14 protein-coding genes are annotated in these 23,256 nt (G+C 44.6%); 6 read left to right on the top strand and 8 right to left on the bottom strand.

The features are described 5' to 3' along the window. Window positions 1-129: 129 nt before the first annotated feature. The 4 genes from NO992_RS15880 to NO992_RS15895 all read right to left on the bottom strand — a co-directional run bounded on the left by NO992_RS15880 (window position 130) and on the right by NO992_RS15895 (window position 5,876). Complete coding sequence (locus NO992_RS15880; RefSeq protein ID WP_010374436.1) at window positions 130-1,908, bottom strand: ABC transporter ATP-binding protein; 1,779 nt, start codon at window positions 1,906-1,908, stop codon at window positions 130-132. Continuing rightward, on the bottom strand, window positions 1,909-3,330 hold the full coding sequence (locus NO992_RS15885; protein ID WP_371378825.1) for a YdiU family protein: 1,422 nt from the start codon (window positions 3,328-3,330) through the stop codon (window positions 1,909-1,911). A gap of 18 nt (window positions 3,331-3,348) precedes the next feature. Beyond that, a complete protein-coding gene (locus tag NO992_RS15890) occupies window positions 3,349-4,029 on the bottom strand; it encodes a DNA-3-methyladenine glycosylase I (protein WP_026345583.1) in 681 nt (226 codons plus the stop codon). Between the two features lie 212 nt (window positions 4,030-4,241). Further along, a complete protein-coding gene (locus NO992_RS15895) occupies window positions 4,242-5,876 on the bottom strand; it encodes a cyclic peptide export ABC transporter (protein WP_371378828.1) in 1,635 nt (544 codons plus the stop codon). 99 nt (window positions 5,877-5,975) lie between these two features. Here NO992_RS15895 and fhuF point away from each other — a divergent pair, with 99 nt between their 5' ends. From fhuF to dhbA, 6 genes are all read left to right on the top strand, one after another. After that, window positions 5,976-6,725: a siderophore-iron reductase FhuF gene (gene fhuF / locus NO992_RS15900; protein WP_371378833.1), complete on the top strand. Its 750-nt coding sequence runs from the start codon at window positions 5,976-5,978 to the stop codon at window positions 6,723-6,725. A gap of 85 nt (window positions 6,726-6,810) precedes the next feature. After that, window positions 6,811-8,025, top strand: a complete 1,215-nt coding sequence (locus NO992_RS15905) for an isochorismate synthase MenF (protein WP_371378836.1) — start codon at window positions 6,811-6,813, stop codon at window positions 8,023-8,025. Further along, the gene (locus tag NO992_RS15910; RefSeq protein WP_371378839.1) at window positions 8,012-9,628 is read left to right on the top strand and encodes a (2,3-dihydroxybenzoyl)adenylate synthase; all 1,617 of its coding nucleotides are present in this window, start codon (window positions 8,012-8,014) and stop codon (window positions 9,626-9,628) included. Before NO992_RS15905 ends, NO992_RS15910 begins: the two co-directional genes overlap by 14 nt. 9 nt (window positions 9,629-9,637) lie before the next feature. Further along, the gene (locus NO992_RS15915) at window positions 9,638-10,504 is read left to right on the top strand and encodes an isochorismatase family protein (protein WP_371378842.1); all 867 of its coding nucleotides are present in this window, start codon (window positions 9,638-9,640) and stop codon (window positions 10,502-10,504) included. Beyond that, complete coding sequence (locus tag NO992_RS15920; RefSeq protein WP_371378846.1) at window positions 10,504-11,811, top strand: condensation domain-containing protein; 1,308 nt, start codon at window positions 10,504-10,506, stop codon at window positions 11,809-11,811. Before NO992_RS15915 ends, NO992_RS15920 begins: the two co-directional genes overlap by 1 nt. After that, window positions 11,798-12,562, top strand: coding sequence for a 2,3-dihydro-2,3-dihydroxybenzoate dehydrogenase (gene dhbA, locus NO992_RS15925; protein WP_253105832.1), 765 nt, complete (start codon window positions 11,798-11,800; stop codon window positions 12,560-12,562). Before NO992_RS15920 ends, dhbA begins: the two co-directional genes overlap by 14 nt. On the opposite strand, the gene NO992_RS15930 is transcribed toward dhbA, so the two are convergent. The 4 genes from NO992_RS15930 to NO992_RS15945 form a co-directional block, all read right to left on the bottom strand. After that, window positions 12,537-13,880, bottom strand: a complete 1,344-nt coding sequence (locus NO992_RS15930) for a PepSY-associated TM helix domain-containing protein (RefSeq protein ID WP_371378849.1) — start codon at window positions 13,878-13,880, stop codon at window positions 12,537-12,539. The two genes, dhbA and NO992_RS15930, sit on opposite strands and share 26 nt — an antisense overlap. A gap of 53 nt (window positions 13,881-13,933) precedes the next feature. After that, window positions 13,934-15,994: a TonB-dependent siderophore receptor gene (locus NO992_RS15935; protein ID WP_371378855.1), complete on the bottom strand. Its 2,061-nt coding sequence runs from the start codon at window positions 15,992-15,994 to the stop codon at window positions 13,934-13,936. A 102-nt stretch (window positions 15,995-16,096) separates the two neighbouring features. Further along, the gene (locus NO992_RS15940) at window positions 16,097-20,053 is read right to left on the bottom strand and encodes an amino acid adenylation domain-containing protein (RefSeq protein WP_371378859.1); all 3,957 of its coding nucleotides are present in this window, start codon (window positions 20,051-20,053) and stop codon (window positions 16,097-16,099) included. Between the two features lie 88 nt (window positions 20,054-20,141). Then, the gene (locus NO992_RS15945; protein WP_371378862.1) at window positions 20,142-23,252 is read right to left on the bottom strand and encodes an amino acid adenylation domain-containing protein; all 3,111 of its coding nucleotides are present in this window, start codon (window positions 23,250-23,252) and stop codon (window positions 20,142-20,144) included. Between the last annotated feature and the right edge of the window lie 4 nt (window positions 23,253-23,256).

The following is a 23,256-nucleotide window of genomic DNA, read 5'->3' on the forward strand; positions in this document are numbered from 1 at the left end:
TTTACGCATTGAGTATCGACTCGGATAGTCTATCAGAAAATGCGTCTACCGATTACGTTGCATAGATAATATTAGCTCGTCTATTAATGTTTACTTAACGTTACATAAGGAATTTTTGCTATTTATGAATTAATTTTGATGACCAAATAGGATTTGATACAGACCTTGTTCCTTTAACAAATCCTTGTGTTCTCCATACTGGGACACTTCACCATCATCTAAAACATAAATTAAGTCGGCTTGTTTTATTGCGCTCAATCGATGTGCAATAATCAAAGTCGTTCTATCAGCCAAAAACGCTTGCAAATTGCGATGAATTTTTGCCTCAGTCTCAATATCAAGTGCCGAGGTTGCTTCATCCAGCACCACCACTTTAGGGTCGGCAACAACCATTCTTGCAATGGCTAACCTTTGCTTCTGTCCTCCGGACAATTTAATTCCATTGCGACCAACTTGCGCATCTAATTTGTCGGCCAGAGCAAGTACGGTATCTGCTAGCTCTGCAACGCTGAGTGCCTGCCACAGTACTTGGTCAGATACCTCTCGTCCCATTGCTAGATTTTCACGGATGCTGGTATTAAAGAGTATCGGCTGCTGCAATACGGTTACTATATTATCTCGCACTGCTTCGTAACCAATTTGCTCTACTGGCGTGTCATTTATATGGATCTCGCCACTTTGTTTTTCATACAATCCCAAAAGCAATTGCACCAAAGTAGATTTACCACCCCCAGACACCGCTACTAACGCTACCTTCTTCCCTGCTGGAATATGCAAAGATACCTGTTTGAGCACGGGTTGCTCTGCAACGTAAGCGAAGTCTATATTGGCAAATTTGATATCAACCTGAGATGAATCAAAGACGGTTTTCGTAGCGGGATATTGTGCTTCTGTCGCAAAATTAAAAACCTGATTTAACCTACTAAGCGCCGCCGAGGCACCATAGTACGCATATTGAATACCAAGAATTTCCTGTACAGGCCCCATCATGAACCAAAGGTAACCAAATACCGCAAATATCTGGCCGACCGTTAAATCAGAAAACACCACCATAAACATAGCGACAGCACGGAAAAACTCGAACCCCACCAAAAACACGGTAAAGCTTAAGCGGTTAACCGCGTCCGTTTTCCATTGTGACTGCACCGCGTAATGTTTGAGATCTTTGGCGGCTACTTTAACCTGTGCAAAGTAGTTACCCTCTCGACGAACAGCTTTTAACTGAGAAATAGCATCTAGCGTCTCGACTAGTGAAGTTTGCAGTGCTTCAAATGCAGCATTCTCTTCCTTTTTCAGCTCTTTAACATGTTTGCCAAACTGCCGAGAAAAATAGATGACCGCCGGATTGAGCAACAGGATCACCAGCCCCAACATCCAATCAATCCAAAGCAAAATCGCCGCAGTGCCAATGATTGTGAGTAAACCGATTAAAAAGCGTGACAAGGTTTGGCTGATAAATTTATCCAAGGTTTCTACATCGGTAATACAACGAGAGCTAATTGCAGCACCACCTTGGCTTTCATACTCCTTAAGTTGAACTTTAGGTAAATGCGTAAGTAAGCGCTCACGGATTTGATAACTAATGTCTTTGCCAATAATAGTAAACTGGCGTGACTGCATCACCCCTAGCACCAAACTGGCCAAGCGCATGGTTATTACAGCCAACAAAATAACCACGATATAGCCACTGGGGCCATGCCATTGCTCGGGCAATACTGAGTTCATCCAAGCCACTGCTCTGCCTGGTGTATCTAGTAAGACTTCATCTACCAGCAACGGCATCATCAAAGGAATAGGTACACTCACCAACGCGGCAAATAAGGCGATGATATGCGCATTAATAAGTGGCCGTTTGTGCTCAAGGACTTTACGTTTAATTTCTTGCCAAGAAAGCTGCTGTTCTGCCATTTAGGTTCCACAAAAAGTTTGATAGTGGGCCGGTGTAGACGCGCTGGTCCACGATTCAGGATAATCTTTGTAATCATAGGGCGACGTCAACGCGGTTAGCCAACTTTCTAGCGTTTGACTTATGCCTTGCTGATTAAATAGCGCAATCTCAGCCTCCACCAACGCATTACGGGGGATTAGTATCGGGTTAGCTTGACTCATCAGGTTAGCCGCAACGTCATCGGCAGCACGCCTTTGTGCCCATTGTCGCCCCCAGCTCTCCAACTCCGTTGGCACGGATAAAGCTTTGTTTGGATGACCAAGCAAACTATTGGTTAGTGCCGCAAAGGTATTGGTAAAGTCTAGTTCATGCTCCGTCATCAACTTGAGTAAGTCACTAAGGAGCATGTCGTCTGCGTCGCTCCATTCATCAATACCAAGCTTAGCCGCCCACATATCTTTGTACTTGCGATTAAACGATTCAGAAAACTCCGCCAAAATTTGACTAAATGCTTCAATTCCCGCTTGCTCATCTTGCCACAACACCAATAAGGCCTCGGCAAGTCGCGCACAGTTCCAATTCATGATGTTTGGCTGATTACCAAACGCATAGCGGCCTTGGCGGTCGATAGAGCTAAACACGGCGTTAAAATCAAACTTTTCCATCATTGCACAAGGGCCAAAGTCTATCGTTTCACCACTGAGCAAAATATTGTCGGTATTCATCACGCCATGAATAAAGCCAACCCGCATCCACTCCACGACTAAGTCAACTAACTGTTCACACACTTCACGAAACAATTCGAGTACATCCTGTTCGGTTTCAACTTTAAAACCCTCGAATAATTGCTCGCCCAGCAAGTTGAGCAGGCTCCATAGCTCATCTTTATCTTGCTGTGTAGCCAGATATTGCAAGGTACCGATGCGGATATGACTTTTTGCGACACGACACACAATCGCGCCAGGTACTTCACCTTGACGATAAACATGGTGTCCAGTGGTTACAACAGCAAGGCATTCCGTAGTTGGAACACCCAAGCCAACCATAGCTTGGCTCATGATGAACTCGCGTACCGCAGGTCCTAGCGCACAAAAACCATCACCGCCTCGAGAAAATCGCGTCGCTCCAGAGCCTTTCAAGTGCAGGTCGTATTGACGTCCGTCATCAAGTTTCACCCCACCAATTAAATGCGCTCGGCCATCACCAAGTAACGGGTTAAATTGCCCAAACTGATGGCCACTGTAAGCTAAGCTCGTCGGTTCAATATTACCTAAAGAACGTTGACCACTTAACAGCTCAGCAAGCGCTGTGGTGCCGTATTTCTCTAGCTCAAGCTTAACTAGCAACGGCGTATTGGATAGTAGTAATGTGGGCTGATTAAATCTTGCTGGTTGCTCCTTAAAGAGCAGAGCAGAGCCTTGATAGGGCTGAAAAAATACCATGCGGTCACCTCCATTTTACTAGCGAATATTATCACCAACACTCATTGACACAATTTGACTTAACTCTTGTAAGCTAAGCCCGCTATATTGACGCATTTCATTGAAAAATTGCTGCGTCGCTTGCAGTGACTTCTGACTTTGCAAGCCACCGTCGATGATCTCCTCGGCACGCAGTACCGTTTCGACATCTTTACTCAGTAAAAACGTATCTTTACCTAACACACGAAGCGCGTAAGGACCGGTATTCCCGCCGAGTCTCGAGCCATGCTTTTTCAAGTACAGCCACAAACCAACAATGTTGTCTTCCGGCCAGTTTGCGACGAATTCACTAAAACGACCATGCTGTTGTTGCACTTCAAAAATCATATGGCAATTGTCAGCGATACTTTTTACCTTTTTAGCATTACGAATGATCCGCTCATCCTGACTACGTTGCTCGTACATTTCAGGAGACATCATTAACAGCTTCTCGATTGAGAATTGCCAAAACACTTCTCTAAAGCCGTCCCATTTATTATCAACCACCGCCCAATAAAACCCGCTTTGGAATATCTTTCGCGTAAATTCTTCTAGCCATTGATCATCACTTAATGCCAATAACGATGCGGTACTCAATGGTTGACTAAGCTTCGCTTTTAGCGCCACCTCAGAACCTTTACGCTCAGCAGCCCTATGATAAATTTTTTCGAATACTTTCATGCTCATGACCGAGTTTGCTTGGTATTGTATACAGGGTAACTTATCTCGCCTAAGCTCGGAATAACAACCTGTTCTCTAACGGTAGTTTTTCCTTACTGCGACCTGAGCCAGCCATTAATGTGAGAGGTTTTGATGAAATCTTAATGAAGGGCTAGGCCTAGCCGCGTTACTGACTGCGGCTAGGTTGATGTTTCATGTATAAAAAAATCTAATTAGGCTAATGCAGGAGTTTGAGTTACAGGGAGTTGGGAGACTTCGGTTAGGCAACCATTTTCCATTTTTAATAACCTGTCAGCCAATGAGAAGTATTTATCATCATGGGAGATCACCAAAATCGTTTTTCCTTTGTTTCTTAGCTCAGGTAGAAGCTCTCGATAAAATACATCTTTAAAGACCGGGTCTTGGTCCGCTGCCCACTCATCAAAGAGATAAAATGGCCTATCCTCAAGGTAAGCAACAACTAAAGCAAGACGTTTTCGCTGGCCTTGTGATAGACGTTGTGTTGTGAAGCGGCCCGATTCAATACTCACTTTATGGTGTAAATTAAGCTTACGAATTAGTTCATTTCCTTTTCGCTCCAGCTGATCGCAAGGCACATTTAACAAACGATCGAATAAGTAGTAATCACCAAACACCGTACTAAAAAGCTGGCGATAAGCATCTAATCCAGCGCCGCTAATCGGCTGGTTATCTACTACGATCTCTCCTTCGTCTGCTTCATACAAACCGCACAGCACTTTAGCGAAGGTTGTTTTGCCACTACCATTGCCACCAACAAGATAAATGAGTTCGCCTTGTTTAAACTCAAGATCTATTGGCTTCAGTGAAAATATATCGTCGCTTTGCTCGTGATAGTAACGGTGACACAGTGCGTGTAATTGGATACTGTTAAACTGTGTAAAAACTTGCACACTATTTCCATCATCACTCATCAACTCATCAGTTAGTGTTTTGATGGTATTCGCTGAGGCTTGCGCGGCGAAAGCTCTGGGTATATTTGCCAGTAAGGTTTCTAATGGCGTTAGCATATAGAGAAATAACAGTGCAAAGCCAGACATAATGCGCTGACTCTCTTCACCAGTTTGCTGAGATAAAAAATATAACGCCCCACCAATGAAGGTAAAAATCAAAAAGCCACCCCAAGAGGAGGCCATATGCAGAATGGAAACCCCCTCAATGCGTTCTTTTCTTAAAGCGTCTATCGCCGGATGCAATACTTCTAACTTGAAGAATGCTCGCTTACTGCGATTCAGTTTAAGCTCTTTGATACCGTCAGTGATCGCATCAAACTGTTGAAAAAGACTGTCTTGCATCGCTGCAGCGTTCGCTATTTTTTTAAACGCAACATTGTTTGCAAAACTATAGCTCACCGAACCTAAAACCAAGGTCAGTAATGCGAAAAGAAATATTAACCAGTCTAACCAAGCCATATATACGAAAGCACCAAGCACTATCATGGCATTCGTCAATATACCCGGCATACTCATGAAAAACCCTGCCACCTTTAAACTATGCTCTGTTAAGCAAGATTTGATCTTCGCGTCTCCCTGTAACTCTATGTGACTAATTTTTGCTTCTATCGTTTTATCAGCAACGAGTTTTCTTAACTCGGCTTGGCTATGCTCACTCAACTGTTCAGCAACTAATTTAGAAATTAGCTGTACCACGACCCCTGATATTGCCAGCGCCGCAAAAACCCAAAAGAACTCCGTCTGACGCTCGCCTTTGGCATTTATGATTTCGTTAATAAGTGCCACCAGTGAAACACTAATAATGCCGAATACAACGCTGCTCAGCGCAGTGGCCACAAAGCGTTGCCAAGTCTTTTTTATCAGAAAAACTAACACGATTTCTCCCAAGGATGATCAAATCCCTTACAGGACGACTTTGAACTAAAAAAATTCACTTGGATCGCGTCTTATATTAAAAACTCAACAACCTTGACTATGTTGCCAATTCTTAAACCTTACCTGTCACCACCGCTTGATAACTATGCTAGAGGTGTTGCACTTATTTCTGGTGATAAACCCTCTTTTGCTCAGCAAATCAAAAATATAACCACCTTAAGTGACGCGATCTCTCGCTTTAGTTCAACAAAGGGAGTGACAAATAAAAAGGCGCAGGCCTCAGTTTGGCACATGCACTACACACTACGTATCATGCCCTCAATTTTATTTACGCACAGTGTGTTGGGCCGTGCACTCCCATTGGCTTTAGATAAAGTCGTGATCGACATGGAAAGCTGGCAACTACAGCTGCCTAATCAAGGGAAAGCCGTGGAGTGTCACGATACGGCTACGCACTATGCCGAGTTTATTAACGCGCATTTATCTCCCTTACATGCCTTTTTAAATCAGCATTTTGGAGTTGCTGAACACGTTTTATCGAGTAATTGCGCTTTTCGTTTGAGGCAGTTTTTTCCAACCATCATTCATTATGTCGGCGAGCGCCCTAAGGTAAACGATGACTATCACACTTTATCTCAGGCAGTGAAGATTGGGGGACATGTAAACCCTTTTTATACCCCAAAGCTGCAACTCTGTGACGAGCGTGGCTCCTATCAGCTGAGGGAGTCATGCTGCCTGTTACATAAAACAAGCGATGGCAAGCTTTGTCGCGACTGTCCAAAGCATCCTCATCACTTTGACGCCCATCAACAACAACGAACTTTGCGCAGGGCTGTTTTAACAAACTAGATATAAATCTAAATCTTTATTGTTTACCTTCGTCTTGATTTCAATTAATTCGTTTTCACTGCTGTGATATCAGCAAGGTGTGCTTATGGACTTTAGCCAAGTTATTCAACTCGAACAATATGCAAAAGCCACGCAATTTAACCCGGAGAACAACTGCCTGTTTACAACGGGTACGCATTGCTTAGTTAGTCAAGGGATCAAGAAACGCGTCACTTTACCGATTGGTGATACTAAGGATTTAGTCGCTGCAATTGACTCTCACATGCATAATGAGCCGGACAACACTATCGCCTTTGCCGCTTTGCCATTTTGCAAAACAGAGCACGCGCAAATTATTATTCCAGAGCAAGTTTCTCGTTGGGAAAAAGCGGCATTCAGTGCCTGGTTTGACGCTGAGTTAGCGTCATGCCAAGGCGTACCAAACTCGCTATTAGAAATTACCGATTTACAGCCTCAAGCTCAATTTGAAAACGCTGTTTCTCAAACCAAACAGCTATTTGATACTGGGCTACTAAATAAAATTGTTTTGAGTAAACAGACTCAACTGCGCTTTGCAGAACCAATTAATTCCCAAGCCGTACTGCGGAATTTGCTACAACAAAGCCAATCTGGCTACCACTTTTCATTCCCTACAACCGACAACGCAATTTTAATGGGTGTCAGTCCCGAGCTATTACTGCGCAAGCAAGCTGAGAAATTAACCACTAACCCGCTGGCAGGTTCAATTCCAAGGGATACTTGCCCAAAGGAAGAAGCACACCGCCGCAGTGTATTGTTTGCCTCTAAAAAAGATAGATATGAGCATGCCGTTGTCATTGAAGACATTCAGCAAGTATTGACGCCACTTTGCAGTGCACTACATATTCCAGCTCAACCTGAGCTGTTGAGCACCGCCACTATGTGGCATTTATCTACAGTCATTTCAGGGGTCTTAAAAGAATCAGCAACCCATAGCTTGGCAATTGCAAACCAATTACACCCAACCCCCGCACTCTGCGGTAAGCCAACTGCTGATGCTTATCCCAAAATAGCAGAACTAGAACAGCGAAGCAGAGGATTGTTTTCGGGGATCATTGGCTGGTTTGATAAGCACGGTAATGGCGAATGGGTAGTGGTGATCCGCTGCGCAGAATTACGCGATAAGACCGCTAAGTTATTTGCTGGAGCGGGTATTGTCGCTGCATCAGACCCGCGCTCTGAATGGCTAGAAACAGAAGCAAAACTCAATACCATGCTAAACGCACTCGAAACCAAGCAAGCATATTACGCAATGAGAAATACATTCCATGAAGCAAATTGATTTTACTCCTTGGCCAGCTGAATTAGCCGAGCGCTACCGCGAAAAGGGTTATTGGCAAGACCTACCGCTAACTTGTGTTATTAGCGATCAATTAATACGGCATGCAAACAAGCATGCTGTCATTGATGAACATCGGTGCTTAACTTATTTGCAGCTTGATCAATATAGCAATCACTTAGCTGCTTATCTCTCAGCACAAGGGGTTCAACAAGGAGACACAGCACTTATCCAATTGGCTAATCAGGTCGAATTTTATATCAGCTTATTCGCACTTCTCAAGCTTGGCGCAGCCCCGGTGTGCGCACTATTCAGCCATAAACAGACTGAAATTAGAAGTTACTGTGAACAGCTAGCGCCCAAGGTGTTAATCGTTTCTTCAGCACATGAATTGTACCGAGATGAGCAGTTTATATTATCGTTACAAAAAGACTACCCTAGCATACGGGCAACACTGATAGATCACCCAAAAGGTAATAGTCAGCTTAAACAAGCTTACTTGCAATCGCGGCCATTTTCAGCGCCAGATTTAGACCCGACTCAGGTAGCATTTTTCCAGCTATCAGGTGGAAGTACTGGCACGCCAAAGTTGATCCCAAGAACTCACAATGACTACTTATATTCCGTGGTGGCAAGTAAAGACATTTGTGAATTGACGGAGCAACATGTTTATCTTTGTGCTCTGCCAGCCCCGCATAACTTCCCGCTTAGCTCTCCGGGCGCCTTGGGTTTTTTTGCTGCGGGCGGCACCGTTGTTTTAGCCCCAGATCCAAGCCCCAGCAGCTGCTTTAGTTTGATTGAAAAATATCAAGTAACACACACTGCATTGGTTCCTCCAGCTTTGCAGCTATGGTTACAACATGCCCCAAAAAGCCAATATCGCCTAGACAGCCTTGATGTCATTCAAGTGGGTGGCGCTAAATTGAGTTTAACGATTGCACAACAAGTCAAACCTGTTCTTGGCTGCCAATTACAACAAGTTTTTGGCATGGCTGAGGGGCTAGTTAACTACACACGTTACAATGACGACCTATGGCACATTCTCAATACTCAAGGATGTCCAATTAGTGAAGATGATGAAATCAGAGTCGTGGATGAACACGGCAACCCCGTGCCCGATGGTGAAGAGGGGCGATTGTTAACACGAGGACCCTATACGATTCGAGGATACTATCGCTCACCTAAGCACAATCAAACTGCATTTGATGAGCAGGGATTTTATAGCTCTGGAGATTTGGTAAAACGCCTGCCATCAGGACATTTAATCGTTACAGGTCGTGTCAAAGATCAAATCAATCGAGGCGGGGAAAAAATAGCAGCGGAAGAAGTTGAAAACCTGTTACTCAGCCACCCAAATATTCAACAAGCCGCCATTGTTGCAATGCCTGACCCAACCTTGGGAGAAAAAAGTTTCGCTTTCCTGACCGGTATACCGCTGAAACCATTAGCTATTCGCAAATACTTACGTGAACAGGGAATTGCAGATTACAAGGTACCGGATAAGTTTAAGTTTATAGATAACTTACCACTGACTCCAGTGGGTAAAGTCGATAAAAAACAGCTCCGTAGCGAAACCGAAGCACAACAAAAATCCATTCAACTTTAGAGAAGTAAAATGACTATACCTAAATTAAATCACTATTCTTTACCTCGCGCAGCTGAACTTGCGCCAAGTCGAGTGGATTGGCAACTTGACTCGCAACGTACTGCGTTACTTATCCATGATGTGCAACATTACTTCGTCTCTTTTTATGGTGCAGATAATCCGCTAGTACAAGCCATGATAGAAAACATTCAGCGAATTAAAACGTATTGTTACCAACATGATATTCCGGTCTATTATACCGCCCAGCCGATCAAACAAGGTCGCAATGAACGAGGGTTACTGCTAGACATGTGGGGAGCTGGACTACAAGATCCGAGTCAACAACCCATAGTTGATGCATTAGCGCCAACCGAACAGGATATTGTCCTGACAAAGTGGCGATATAGCGCTTTTCAAAAATGCGATTTTGAAGCGCAGCTAAAAGCGCAGCAACGAGATCAACTTTTGATTGTCGGTATTTACGGCCATATTGGTGTGATGACCACGGCTATTGATGCATTTATGCGTGACATACAGCCTTTCGTTGTCGCTGATGCAATTGCAGACTTCACCAAAGACGAGCATATGATGGCCCTACACATCATAGGTCAACGTGCAGGAAAAGTGATCACGACAGCAGAAGTGGTTGGCGAAGCAAGTATTGACCTGACTATGCTCGCGGGACTTAAAGCATTCATTTTGCCTTTGATCGACTGTGAGCCAGATGAGTTTGATGAACATGAAAGCTTGATTGATTACGGTCTAGATTCAGTGCAAGTGATGAACTTGATTTCATTATGGCAACAACAAGGTATTGAAACTAACTTTATTGAGCTAGCACAAATGCCTACTCTCGCAGCTTGGGTCGAGCTGATTGAATCTCGGATGGCAGAATAATGGCATTGCCATTAACCGCTTCTCAAAACGCGATGTGGCTACTACACACGATTAGTGGTCAAGGCAACTTATTTAATGTCGCTGAGTGCTTGGAGTTTCAAGGTAAAATAGATGCCGAGCAGTTTTCCATCGCACTCCAGCATGTCTTTGGGCAAAGTGATTTGCTGCGCAGTAACTTTATCCATAATGATGATTTTATTCCAAGTATAGTAGTTGGACAATCGCTGCCTCTGCTGATCACCGAATATCTTGATCATGATATTGCTTCTCTAGCTGAGTTTATGCCACAACAAGTAGCGCATGAGCTGGCCAAATCTTTTGACTTAAGCTCTGGTTGCTTGATGCGATTTAAATTAGTGCGCACCCCTAGCCAAGATTATTGCTTTATTGTTGCCCATCACATTGTCCTTGATGGCTTTGGCTTTGGTTTATTTCATCAAGCGTTAAGTCGCAGTTATCAGGCTTTAAACACAGGGAAACCTCTGCCAAATTGCCATTTTGCTTCACAGCAACAACTGCTAGATCTGCATGGTAGTGAGCGCTACCAAAAGCAACTATCTGAGGCCGCAAGCTCCCTTAATGAATGGCTTGATGAATACCCAGTGACGCAAAGCTTTAGTGACAGCAAAGCTGCGATTACCGAACCAAATCAACGCTACCATTTCGCGTTAGCTCGAACTCAGTGGCAAACGTTACAATCGGCAGCGAACCAGGTTCAAGCCACCCCCAGTGAAATACTGCTAAGTGTAGTTGCCATAGTGTTAGCGGCTAAGTGCAACAGCCATAAAGTGACATTAGGATTGGTGATGATGAATCGCCAAGCTCCAGTGGAATTTTCATGCCCTACCGTACAAAGCAACGTCTTACCACTACCGCTAACTTTGCCAACGTCTGGGGGATTGGCAGATGTGGCCAGGTACATCAATAGGCAGATAAAACGTGTGAAGCCATTGCAATGCTATCGTGTTGAGCATTTGAAACGAGATCGCAAACAACAAGGTAAAGCGATTGAAGTTAGCGGCCCGACAGTCAATATTTTGCCCTTCACTAGCCACCCACGCTATGGCGAAGTCAAAAGTCGCAGCCATATTCTTAGTGCTGGAACGACGGACGACTTTATGCTGCAAATTTATTTAAATGGTGATGATCCCGTGCAGTTTGATATTGATTACAATCCAGCAAGGTATTCCCCAGAGCTAGTTGTATCTATTGCAGAAGCAATGCAGGAAGCTGCTAATGTCTGGTCGAACACACCGTCTTTGCCTTATCTTTCCGTCATAGAGGAGATGAACAATGTGCTTCGATGACAGCCTCAAGCAAGAGTATCACAACAAAATTGTTTGGGTGACTGGTGCAGGGCAAGGCATTGGACTAAGTGTCGCAAAGCAGTTTGCGCAGCTTGGCGCTCGTGTCGTGGGTTTCGATAAGCAGTTTGCAACTACAGAACCGCTATTTAAAGCCATACACTGTGATCTAGCAGACCTCGCAACATTAGAGCATACGCTAGCAACATTAGTGCGACCAGATCTCGCTCCATATAGCTTAATTAATGTTGCGGGCGTACTCGAACTTGGCGCGCTAGAGACATTATCACTTGAGCAGTGGCAACACTGTCAGCATGTTAACGCTGGCGCCGTATTTGTTTTCCTGAAGTCTTGTGCAGCTCATTTCAAACAGCAACGTAGTGGCAGCATAGTGACAGTTAGCTCCAATGCGAGCCATACGCCCCGCCAAAACATGGCAGCCTATTGCGCGTCGAAATCCGCCTCAACCCAATTAACCCTTACAGCAGGGTTAGAATTGGCTGAATATGGCATACGCGCCAATGTGATTGCTCCGGGCTCTACGTTAACGCCAATGCAAACGGGTATGTGGCGAGATAGCTCAGGTGCAGAGCAAGTGATCAAAGGGTTCCCGAGTCAATATAAACTTGGGATCCCACTGCAAAAACTTGCAACACCTGAAGAGATCGCACACTCGGTGCTATTTTATGCCTCATCCCTAAGCTCACATACCACAATGCAAGTGGTCACTATAGATGGTGGTGCGACACTTTAGGTTTACTAATAAGCGTTGCTTCGCGACATAAGTTAAGTAACGCGCCTCCCCATACAACAATGATAAAGCAAGTGACTAACGTCCAAATCGACAGAAACAACGCAGAACCTGTTGGTAGCACGGGAAACTGACCTGCGACTCCATAGTTCATAAGCGTTTGATAGGCGTAGTAAGCAATACATATCAAAAGGCTTAAACTAAAAACCAAAGAAGCTTTCACGCCGCGTAGATCTTCTTTTCGGCGCAGCTTTAGCTGGCGTTTAACATACATATAGGTGCCGCTAAGCACCAAAAATGAAAGTGCAACCCCAAACGTGCACCACAATATTTTTACCCATATGCCGGCAAAATTACCAAAATGCAAAGGATCCGCGGTATCAGATAAACGCCAATATATTCCCTGACTAGACGCAGTTTGGCTATATACGACTTCCCCAGTATAAGGATTCACATACACCTTATTTGCTCTGTCCCTAACCAATACGTCACTGGATTGACCTTCAACATAAAAATACCCTCCGGAATATCTAATCGCTCTAATTTCCAGATCTGGTCTCGCTTCTCTGACTTTTGCAGCAAGCGCCACAACAGAGAGCTGAGGCTTATCTTGTGGTTGCAATTCAGGTAAGGGGTTCACAGCAAAATCACCAACATCAGTAAACGCAGTTTTACCATCAGCCAAGTCCATTCTGACAAACTCAAACAAGTACCACATACTGGTTATCGCAATCACCACTGCTAACCACAAACTCCATACTCCAGCTAATTTGTGTGAGCTTGCAACCTTAGCGCGAGTATCGCCGCTAAGTTTTAATGTAAATAACTTTTTCCACCAGCCTCGATACAAATACAAAGCACTAATCGTGGATACGCATAGCGGAATGGCAAATAGCAAAACCAAGTAATAAGACACAATGCTGTCGAACACACCAAAAAAATGCATATGAAAATCTCGGAAAAACCGCTGAATATTCAAAAAGCTCGTTTTTCCTTGTATATTTCCAGTGTATGGATCAACGTAAATATGCTGCCATGGATTATCTGGCAAGCGAACCACAAAATCGTGAGCAAAATACGTTTCTGAACCAGCAAAAGCGATCCCTATTCGTGCGTCTGGATAGGTTTCTTGAACCTTTTCGTAAGCACTCGCTAAACTGACTTGTGGACTACTTTCTGCCGCTCTCACTGTGTCATCGAATAGCCAATCTAATTCGTAAGAAATGGTCGCAAATGCCCCTGTCCAACAGATCACGAACAATAGCAAGCCGAACCAAACACCGCTTAAACTATGCCAACTGAACCATTGTTTTGCTGTCATTCTTTTCTCCTAAAAAGAGCAGTTGGCTAAAAAGCCAACTGCTCTCTCCCTGTTTAAAATCGATAGTCGACCGTTAAGCTCGCACTACGTGGATCGCCTGGAAACAACTGACTATAACTATAGCCACCGGTCCAATGTACTTTGTCGAACACATTGTCAATCACCAAGGAGGTCTTCCAACTGTCCACCTGATAGTACACACCTGCGTTGTAGATCAGATAGCTAGGCAATATTAACCCTGCAGAGGAGGTTGCTCGCTCCCCCACATAGCTTGCCCCGATCCCAAATGCCCAATTATCATCTAACTGGTAACGTGACCATACAGTGGCCATATGTTTAGCTGCGCCCTCTTTGCGTTTGCCCACTTCACTATCATTCAAATCTTTGGTTACTTTCGCTGAGTTATAAGCATAATTGGCAATTACGGAAAGTTGTTCCGTGATTTGACCATTAAGATCGAACTCAAATCCACGCGCTTGCTCGGCACCACGCTGACGATACATATATCGAGCAAAATCGATTTTGGCTGATGCTTCAGCATCATATAACACGACATTTTCACGGGTTATTTGATAGATAGCTGTGGTTAATTGTAAATCATCGCTAAATAAACGCGCTTTAAAGCCGACCTCATATAATTCGCTATCTTGCGGTTTAAATGGGCCACCTTGTTCAGGATTATTTGAGTATAGAGGAGGAGGCTCAAAGCCCTGCATCCAACTCGCATAAAGGCTCTGAGTATCTGATAGCTTATACACAGCTCCCAATCGCGGTAGCAGTTGGCTATCTTTCGAGGAGCCACCGCCGGTATTATCTAGATCAAAACTTTCTTCACGTAAGCTCGCCAGTACCGACCATTGACCAAATACCATACGGTCTTGAATATAAATCCCTTCACTTTGTAGGTTACCACCAAACACAGGGCGCTGAGTTGCATTGTAGCTATCAGTATCGCGGTGCTTGTATTCAGGATTTAGAATATCGAACTGCATCGCATCGTTGGCTACTCGCTGGCTGGATTCTCTAAATCTATCAATATAGTCATAGCCAATCACCACATTGTGTTCGATATCACCGAGGTAAAAGTTGCCATTTAGGTAACTGGAAAAGGAGTCTGATTGTGCCTCTGAAGCACGTTCAATGTAGCGCAAATTGACGATAGAGTCTGAATTATCAGCATAATTTCCAATACCGTGCTCGACTAAGTCTTGATCACTATTTTGATGCATATACTGCACAGCTAGCCACCAAGCATCGCTAAAACGATAGTCAACTGCTAAGCTACTGATCAAGCTTTCTGTATCTAGCTTATCCCCAGGTTGTGTTGCCGAAACTTCAATCGGTATCGTGCCCAAACGCTGGCTACCTCGGATATTCGGCTGCCCTCGTTCTAAGATCCCTTCACTGTCTGAATACACCAGTTCGAGGTTAAGCTTAAGCGTGTCACTGGGAATAAAAGTGACACTAGGTGACACTAATAGCCCTTTATTAAATGCTTGGTTTCTAAAAGAGTCAGAGTCTTCATAACCCACATTGAGTCGATACAGCACTGACTCCGATGAATTGATTGCACCTGTGGTGTCAAGTGCAACATACTTCTCTTGGTAACTCCCAAATCGAGCACTCAATTCATGACGACTAGTCGCTAATGGCTTTTTGGTTACGGTATTGATTACACCACCTGGGCTGGCATCACCAAAAATAGCTGAGGCAGGGCCTTTAATCACCTCTACTCGCTCAACATGTGCAATGGCGGTTTGTGACCAAAAATCATTATAAGTTCGCATACCATTGAGGCGGCGATCATCTTGACTGCGAAAGCCTCGGATGGTGATGTCGTTATACACTGAAAATTCGCTCGCTCCGCTGACAAAAGGCGTCACGTCGTTTAGCCGCATCAATCCTTGTTGCTTGATTAATTCTTTTGTCACGGCGCTAATTGACTGCGGAAGGTCTAAAATATCAGCGGCCGTTTTTGTCGCTGAATACGTGTAGGTGGCAAAGTTTTTTTCCGAATCCCGTCCCAACACTTCTATCACTTCAATATCTTCATTTGCCAGTGATTGCTCAGCAGACCAAGCTGGTGCTGCGATACAACTGACTAGTATAAGCACTCGCTTACCTACAAAATGCATGGTAATAATCTCCCTTTTATATTAACCACGGGTTAATTACCTGCAATAGTAACGAAAACAGTTATCATTTACAATTTGATTTTATTCAACACTCATTACTTTTTGTACAGTTTCAATAACACTGGGATGCGAGATAATCTGCATATGATCAGCATCAACATAATCCGAGTGTTGAATATCCAGACGCTGACAAAATCGTTTTGCAACTCCTACATCACGCTCGTTACTCCACACAGTGTAATAGTCAACACCATCACCTTGCCGATAGTTAAGAGCATGACGACCAGCACAGCGCAATAAATAAGTCTGCTCTAAGGTTTGCACTATTTCGGTGGTAGGCATAGCTGCAACACTTTCTTCAAGCACATCAATATGCTCTAGAAGAAAACGCGTGATATCGTCAGCTCTTTCTGCCACTGAACCTCCATCAGACCAAGGAAACTGAGCAACCGCTTGATAAAACTCAGCTTCAGAGTTTGGAGCAGCGATGCTCTCCGAGAGCCTTGTTAAAATATAATCACGCCAACTTTCTGGTTGGGTATTGGTTGGTTCGAACGGGTCCCAACTATCAATTAACAGCATACTGTTTACGCGTGTATTTCTCCCCGTTAGCGCTTCAACCAACTGTAATGCTATCGCTCCTCCCAAAGACCAGCCAAGTACATAAATGTTCTGATACTGGCTAAGATCTCCGAGCTGATCCGCATAGCGATGTGCCAAAGTACTAAAATCATCTTGTTGTGATAACGCAAGATCAGGGGTAATGCCGATACAGCGAATATATTCAGGCAACGCCATAGCAAGCGGTCTGTATGACATAGTAAAACCGCGACCGTCATGAAGACATATCAGCAAATCGCGATATGACTTCGATGATGCAGATTCAGGTAAAATGTCACAAATATTAGATTGTTTGGAAAGCGCAATTTGCTGAGCCAAATCACGCAAGTTATCTGCTTGCCAAATTGCTTGTGCGAGTAAAGGCTCTGGTCGAGCTAATTTTTGCCATTGATGCACCATACGTAACGCATGAATGGAGTTTCCACCCAACGCAAAGAAGTTATCTTCTCGATATACTTGGTTAACCTGCAGCACTTGCTGCCATACTCTAGCTAGCGCTTGTTCCAGATGACCTTGAGGTTGCGTTCCCTGACGACTTTCCTGCAACGGTTTGGGTAACGCTTTTCTATCCACCTTGCCACTGTGATTAAGCGGTAACGCTTCTAACAAGATGATTTGTTCTGGCACCATATAACTGGGTAACAAATCACTGACAGCTGCTGTTATTTGGCCGCGACTTAACGTCTGCGTGCAAACATAAGCAACAAGTCGTTTATCATTATCATCACCATGCGCGACCACTACCGCTTGATTGACTCCTTCCACCCTTAACAACTGGCTTTCAATTTCCCCCGTTTCTATACGGTGTCCACGGATCTTCACTTGATGATCTGTCCGCCCCAGAAAGCGCAGCTCGTTGTGTTCGTTACGCTCAACCAAATCTCCCGTGCGATAGAGTCGCTCGCCGACACTGGAAAAAGGATTTGCAATAAATCGCTGTGCAGTCAACGCTGGTTGCTCCATGTAACCTCGCGCTAACCCTGCACCACCAATGTAAAGCTCTCCGGCAACTCCCGCTGGGCACACATTCAGATAGCTATCTAAAACATATAACTGTGTATTACGAATTGGGAAACCAAGATGAATATTATCCTGTACCCGATGGCATGAAGACCATACCGTGGTTTCAGTAGGGCCATACATGTTATAAAGCACAACTTGCTTGGCTTTTAATGCTTGAGCCAACACAGGAGGTAATGCTTCTCCACCGCATAACCCAACGACAGGATGTAAAAGCAGTGCTTTAGCCAGTAGCCCCTGCCATCCCGCAGGAGTGGCTTGAATATGACTAACTCCCTCCAAGTCACATGCTTTCAAACTGAATACAGAATCTGCAATCCTAACTTGTGCACCGCAAACCAATGGCAGATATAACTCTAAGCCCGAAATATCAAAACCAAGCGCAGTTAAAGCCAACCATTTTGAATCTTGAGTGAGCGAAAATTGGGATTTCATTGCTAAGATAAAATTAACCAGATTGCCGTGGGTAATTGCGACCCCCTTCGGCTGTCCTGTGGAGCCTGAGGTGTATAAAATATAAGCAACCTGCTGGGCACAGACCGGCGGTGACGTCTTATGGTCTTGATATCGTGTTCGATTCACTTTTGCAATCGACCAAACCGGTAATCCACTTGGGTTAAATATATCTTCTAAGTTGGTCACGATAGCCCTTGCAGCACTCGATGCAAAGATTAATTGTTGCCGCTGATGAGGCATATTGGGATCTATGGGGACATAGACCACACCTGCCTGCATACATCCGAGCAGTGCAACAACCATATCTACTTGGCGCGAGACGACCACCGCCACTCTATCCTCGGATTGCACGCCTTGTTCGATAAGGAAGTTTGCAAAGTTGTCACTTAGTTGCAGTAACGTTTCGTAATTCAGCTTGGCACCGCTGTTATCTTGCAATGCAATTGCAGCCAAAGGGATCTGTTGCTGTTTAATCAATTCGACGACTGTAGCCACTTCGTTAGTTTGTCGTGATGCACACAATGTAGCGTCTGGTTGATAGACAACTATGTCATTAATGGCCGTTTCAGGCTTGCTGATCAATGCATCCAGTAAGTTCAGGTAACAGGTTAAGAGCTGATCTAATAAAGCCGCGCGATACATAGCACCATCAGCTTCGAAGTAAAGCTCGATATTCCCATCTTGCACGCTCACGTCCAATGATAATTCAAACTTAGCAACCTGACTCTCAACATTTATTGGGCGTAGTGCCAGCGCCATGTCATTGCTTGGAACAGTGTCACTTTGTAAGTAATTAAACAGAACTTGAAAGTGCGGATGCCTATCCGCTAATACAGGCCAATCTAATTGCTCTGCAAGCCACTCAAACGGAACTTGATCTTCGTTTATCAGCCTTAGGGTATGGCGCTGGTTTTGGTTGACGGCATCGGTGAATGTCACTCCCTCACGAACTTCATTTTTATAGAGCTGCGTATTCATAAAGCAACCCACTACATCAGCGAGTTCAGGCAGATTTCGAGCAGCGGTTGGCGAACCAATCAAAAAGTCTTGCGTGCTGCTAAAACGGCTTAATGTTGCTTGCAATAAAGTCATAAAAACGGCCGCTGAAGTACAGCCATGACGCTGACAAAAAGCGTTAACCTGCTGGACTTGCTGCTCAGATAGCCGGTGACTGAGCATTACAGGGAAAGAGGAAAGCGTTGTCGTTGATTCCTTGCTCGGCAAGTTGATTGGCTGAGGCTGCTGTTTAATGTACTCCCGCCAATAAGTCAGCGTTTCATTGGCACTGTCATGAGCAAGGTATTCACTTTGCCACGTTGCATAATCTAAGTAGCGGCAACTTGGTTTGACCAATGCGTTTCCCTGATATGCGGCTAATAAATCTTTTAATATCAGTATTTTTGACCAAGCATCACTGACAATATGGTGATTCCGTAGTAATAAATACCCACCCTGTGCAGTATTCACCCAAGCGGCTTTTAAAAGTGGTACCTGACTTAAATTAAACGGCACATTACACCATGACTTCACCGCAGCTTGTTCAAGGAGTGATTGGCTATCTAATATCGAGTCTATATCAATAATGGTGAGCGGCACCTTACATGCAGAGGCAACGACCTGAGTTGCAGTGCCATCGAACTGATAAAAGGTACGAAAGATCTCATGGCATTCGACTAGTGCGTCCAATGCTGATTGCAACCGAGTAAGATCTAATGCAATAGGCGCATGATATGTACGTAATACGTCGTAAGCATTACTTTGTGGGTCTATTTGCTGGAGCAGCCATAAGCGTTTTTGTTGCAATGAAAGTACACCCGAAACCCTCTCTGTTGCAACAACCCCTGTCACTTCATCCTCTACCTCAGGTTCATTCCATAACTGCGCCAACAGGTCCAAATCAAGTCCATCTACCAATTCATCCGCTAACTCATTATTTGACATACACATACTCATAAAAATAAAAGTGGGAGCCGCTGGCTCCCACTTCATAGTCTAAAGATCATCGAAAGCTACGCCTTCACTTTGATATCTATGTGGCTTTCAGACCCATTTTTTCACGCAATGCTGCTTGCTGCTCAGGGGTCAGCGTTGCCAGTTTAATTTGCGTCAATGCTAATTTCTCCAATCTAGACGGATCGCCACTTAAGTTATTTAGTGCTTGCGCCAAAGATTGAATACTTGGATTGTCAAAGACCACACCAGGCTCAACGTTGAGTAATAGTAATTTCTTAATCCGCGTCGCAAATTTGATGGCTGATAGCGAATGACCACCCAAATCAAAGAAGCTCGCATCACAACTGACTCGTTCCACTTCTAAAATCTTCGCCAGTGTTGACGCCAGCAAGGTTTCCAACTGACTATTCGGGGCTACATAGGTAGACAATGTAAGATCAGCAATCTTAGGTAGACCTTGGCGGTCCACTTTACCATTAGCCAGTAAAGGCAGCTCAGCTATGCTGACAAAGAATGCCGGTACCATTGCATCAGGCAACACGTCACGTAGTTGCGTTTGCAGCGCCAAATTGTCTTGTCCTGTAAGCAGCTCTGCCGGGGTAGTTTGTTTGTCCAGATACTGAGTAAGAAAGGCAACCAATACAGCCTCGTTGCCATAATGTTGTACAGCAACAAAGCAATCGATACTTGCCAAGTGCTGAGAAATTGACTGTGCCACCTCGTTAGGTTCCACCCTGAATCCACGGATCTGAACTTGGTCATCTTTACGACCAGATAAGCTAATGGAGCCATCCGGTAGATAACGAGCGAGATCTCCAGTTCGATAGACTCGCTCAGCCCATTGGCTGTTATTTACAAACGCATCGTCGGACCCCACGTTAATGTAGCCGGGAGACAATTGCTGACCAGCGATACAAAGCTCACCCTGCTCACCAGTAGCACACAGTGCATCTTGGGAGTCTAAGATAAAAATTTGAGTACCAGAGAAAACATGACTTAATCTAGGTACCGCAGCATCAAAGCGCGCATTATTTTCGTATTGGTGTGACATCACACCGACCGTCGTTTCAGTTGGGCCGTAGTGATTAAATACCTGTGCCTGTGGGGCAAGCTTATGCACTTTTTGGATCAACGCAGGTTTTGCCGCTTCCCCACCAAGGATCAATTTACTTGGAAGACGCGCCGGTACGACTTCTAGTAACGCTTGCAAGTGAGAAGGTACTATTTTTACGCAATCAACGTCTTGATCTGCCACAAAGTGACCAAATGCCTCACCATCAAGCATTTCTTGCTCATTCGCTACAACTAAACTTGCACCGTTGTAAAACGCATTAAACAATGTTGTATTGCCAATATCAGCCGCTACGGTCGACGTTAAACCAAAGCGTTGATTCTCTTGTAAGCCTAAAGCATGGGATGAGGCCGCACAGTACTGCGCAAGTTGTCGGTGTGCAATCGCCACGCCTTTTGGTACCCCCGTCGAACCCGACGTGAATAGCACATAGGCGGTGTTATCCAAGCTTATTTCAGGCAAGACACCCGCATCAAGCTCAAGTTGTTGCGCATCAAGTAGTAACTGCTCAATATTTTGCTCATGGATATGAAGTGTGGCACTAGCAGCTTCTAGTACACGCTGCTTACGCGCTTCTGGCCAACTCGGGTCGATAGGGCAATATGCTGCACCAGCTCGCATCACGGCCAACAGCGTAACGACCTGCTGCCAACCTCTAGGCAGTGATAACAGCACAATATCACCCTGCTTTATACTTTGAGCTTGTAATGTTTGAGCCAATTTATTAACTAAAGTCACGAGCTGGTTATAGCTCAGAGCATGCGCGCCATCGACCAAAGCCACATGCTCACTGTTAGCATCAGCAAAATAATCGAGCTGTTCAAAGATATGAGAGGCTGTTACCCCTTTATCGGCATTCAATTCAACAAAACGCTGCTGCTCCAATGGCGTAACTAATGAAATTTCACTCACTGGAGTCGCCAACTTTTGCGGTGCCTGAGCGAGTAAATACACAAATTGCTCCAGTAACAAGGTAGCAGCTTGATGAGAATACGCAGCACTATTAAATTGCAACCTAACGCGGTCATCAGCAATGGTTAAACTCAACTCAGCATTATCAGCCGTCACTGCTGTGGCTTCAACACTCGCAAGTGTAGAAGCGAACTGAGTCATCATGCTACTTGTTGCTAAGCCCTCAGGACTTTCAAAACATTCAGCCCACTCATTATGTTGTTCTAGCGTGAAAGCAAACTGACCTATCCATTCTTTCAGTACTTGCATCGCAGCTGCAGGTACTTGAACGGGTAGTGCTTGGGTATAAACCCCGAGCGCATCAGCCAGGTCTTCACTCATTCTGCGAGGATCATAGCCAATACTAGTAACAAAGCTTTGCCCCGAAATACGTGCTAATAACAACCACCAAAGCGACAAATAAACACTTTCGGCTTCGACTTCTAACTGTTGTGCCAGCGCTGTAATGCCGTCAGCAACCGCTTGTGGTAAATCATCATCAACGCATTGCAAGCTTTGTAATGTACCTTGCTCAGGGGCCTTATGATAAGGCAACGCGAAGTGATCTTTTGCCGTGCTAAGTTGACTAATATATTGCTGCCAATAGGCTTTACCCTGAAGTGATTCTTCACTGCTGGTCAGCTCTTCAAGCCAAGCGAGAAAATCTGGATATTGAACACTTTCCTCACGCTCAACGTTCTGCGCTAGCAATCGTTGCGCAATGTTTTCAGTACTCGCAAGATCAACACATAGCGCATGCGTGCGCACCAAAAGGTAAACCTCGTCTTGATGAGCGACTCTTATTACTTGTAGATTCTGACCCGATGCCGGGTTTAACGACAGCGGATATAAACTATCTAATGTTGCTAAGTTGATGCTGGTGCTCGATTCTAGCGTCACTGACTCAACCACTGGTTTGGCGACCTCTTGAGGTAACTGCCTTAACCCACGAAAGCCTGGGACTTCGGTAAATGCAAAACTTAGTACAATATTGTCATCGATTACTTCGTTTAATCTTGCCTGTAGCTGCTCAGCGCTATACTGAAAATCCAGCCGTAAGAGCGTACTATTAAAAGCCAGTGGCTCTAATGAATTACCTTGGTTTTGCTGCTGTGCACTAAGTGAAATACCTTGTGGATAAGCAGAAATATATTCTTGGATCATAAGA

The sequence above is a fragment of the Pseudoalteromonas sp. DY56-GL79 genome, assembly GCF_041414765.1.
GTDB lineage: Bacteria > Pseudomonadota > Gammaproteobacteria > Enterobacterales > Alteromonadaceae > Pseudoalteromonas > Pseudoalteromonas piscicida.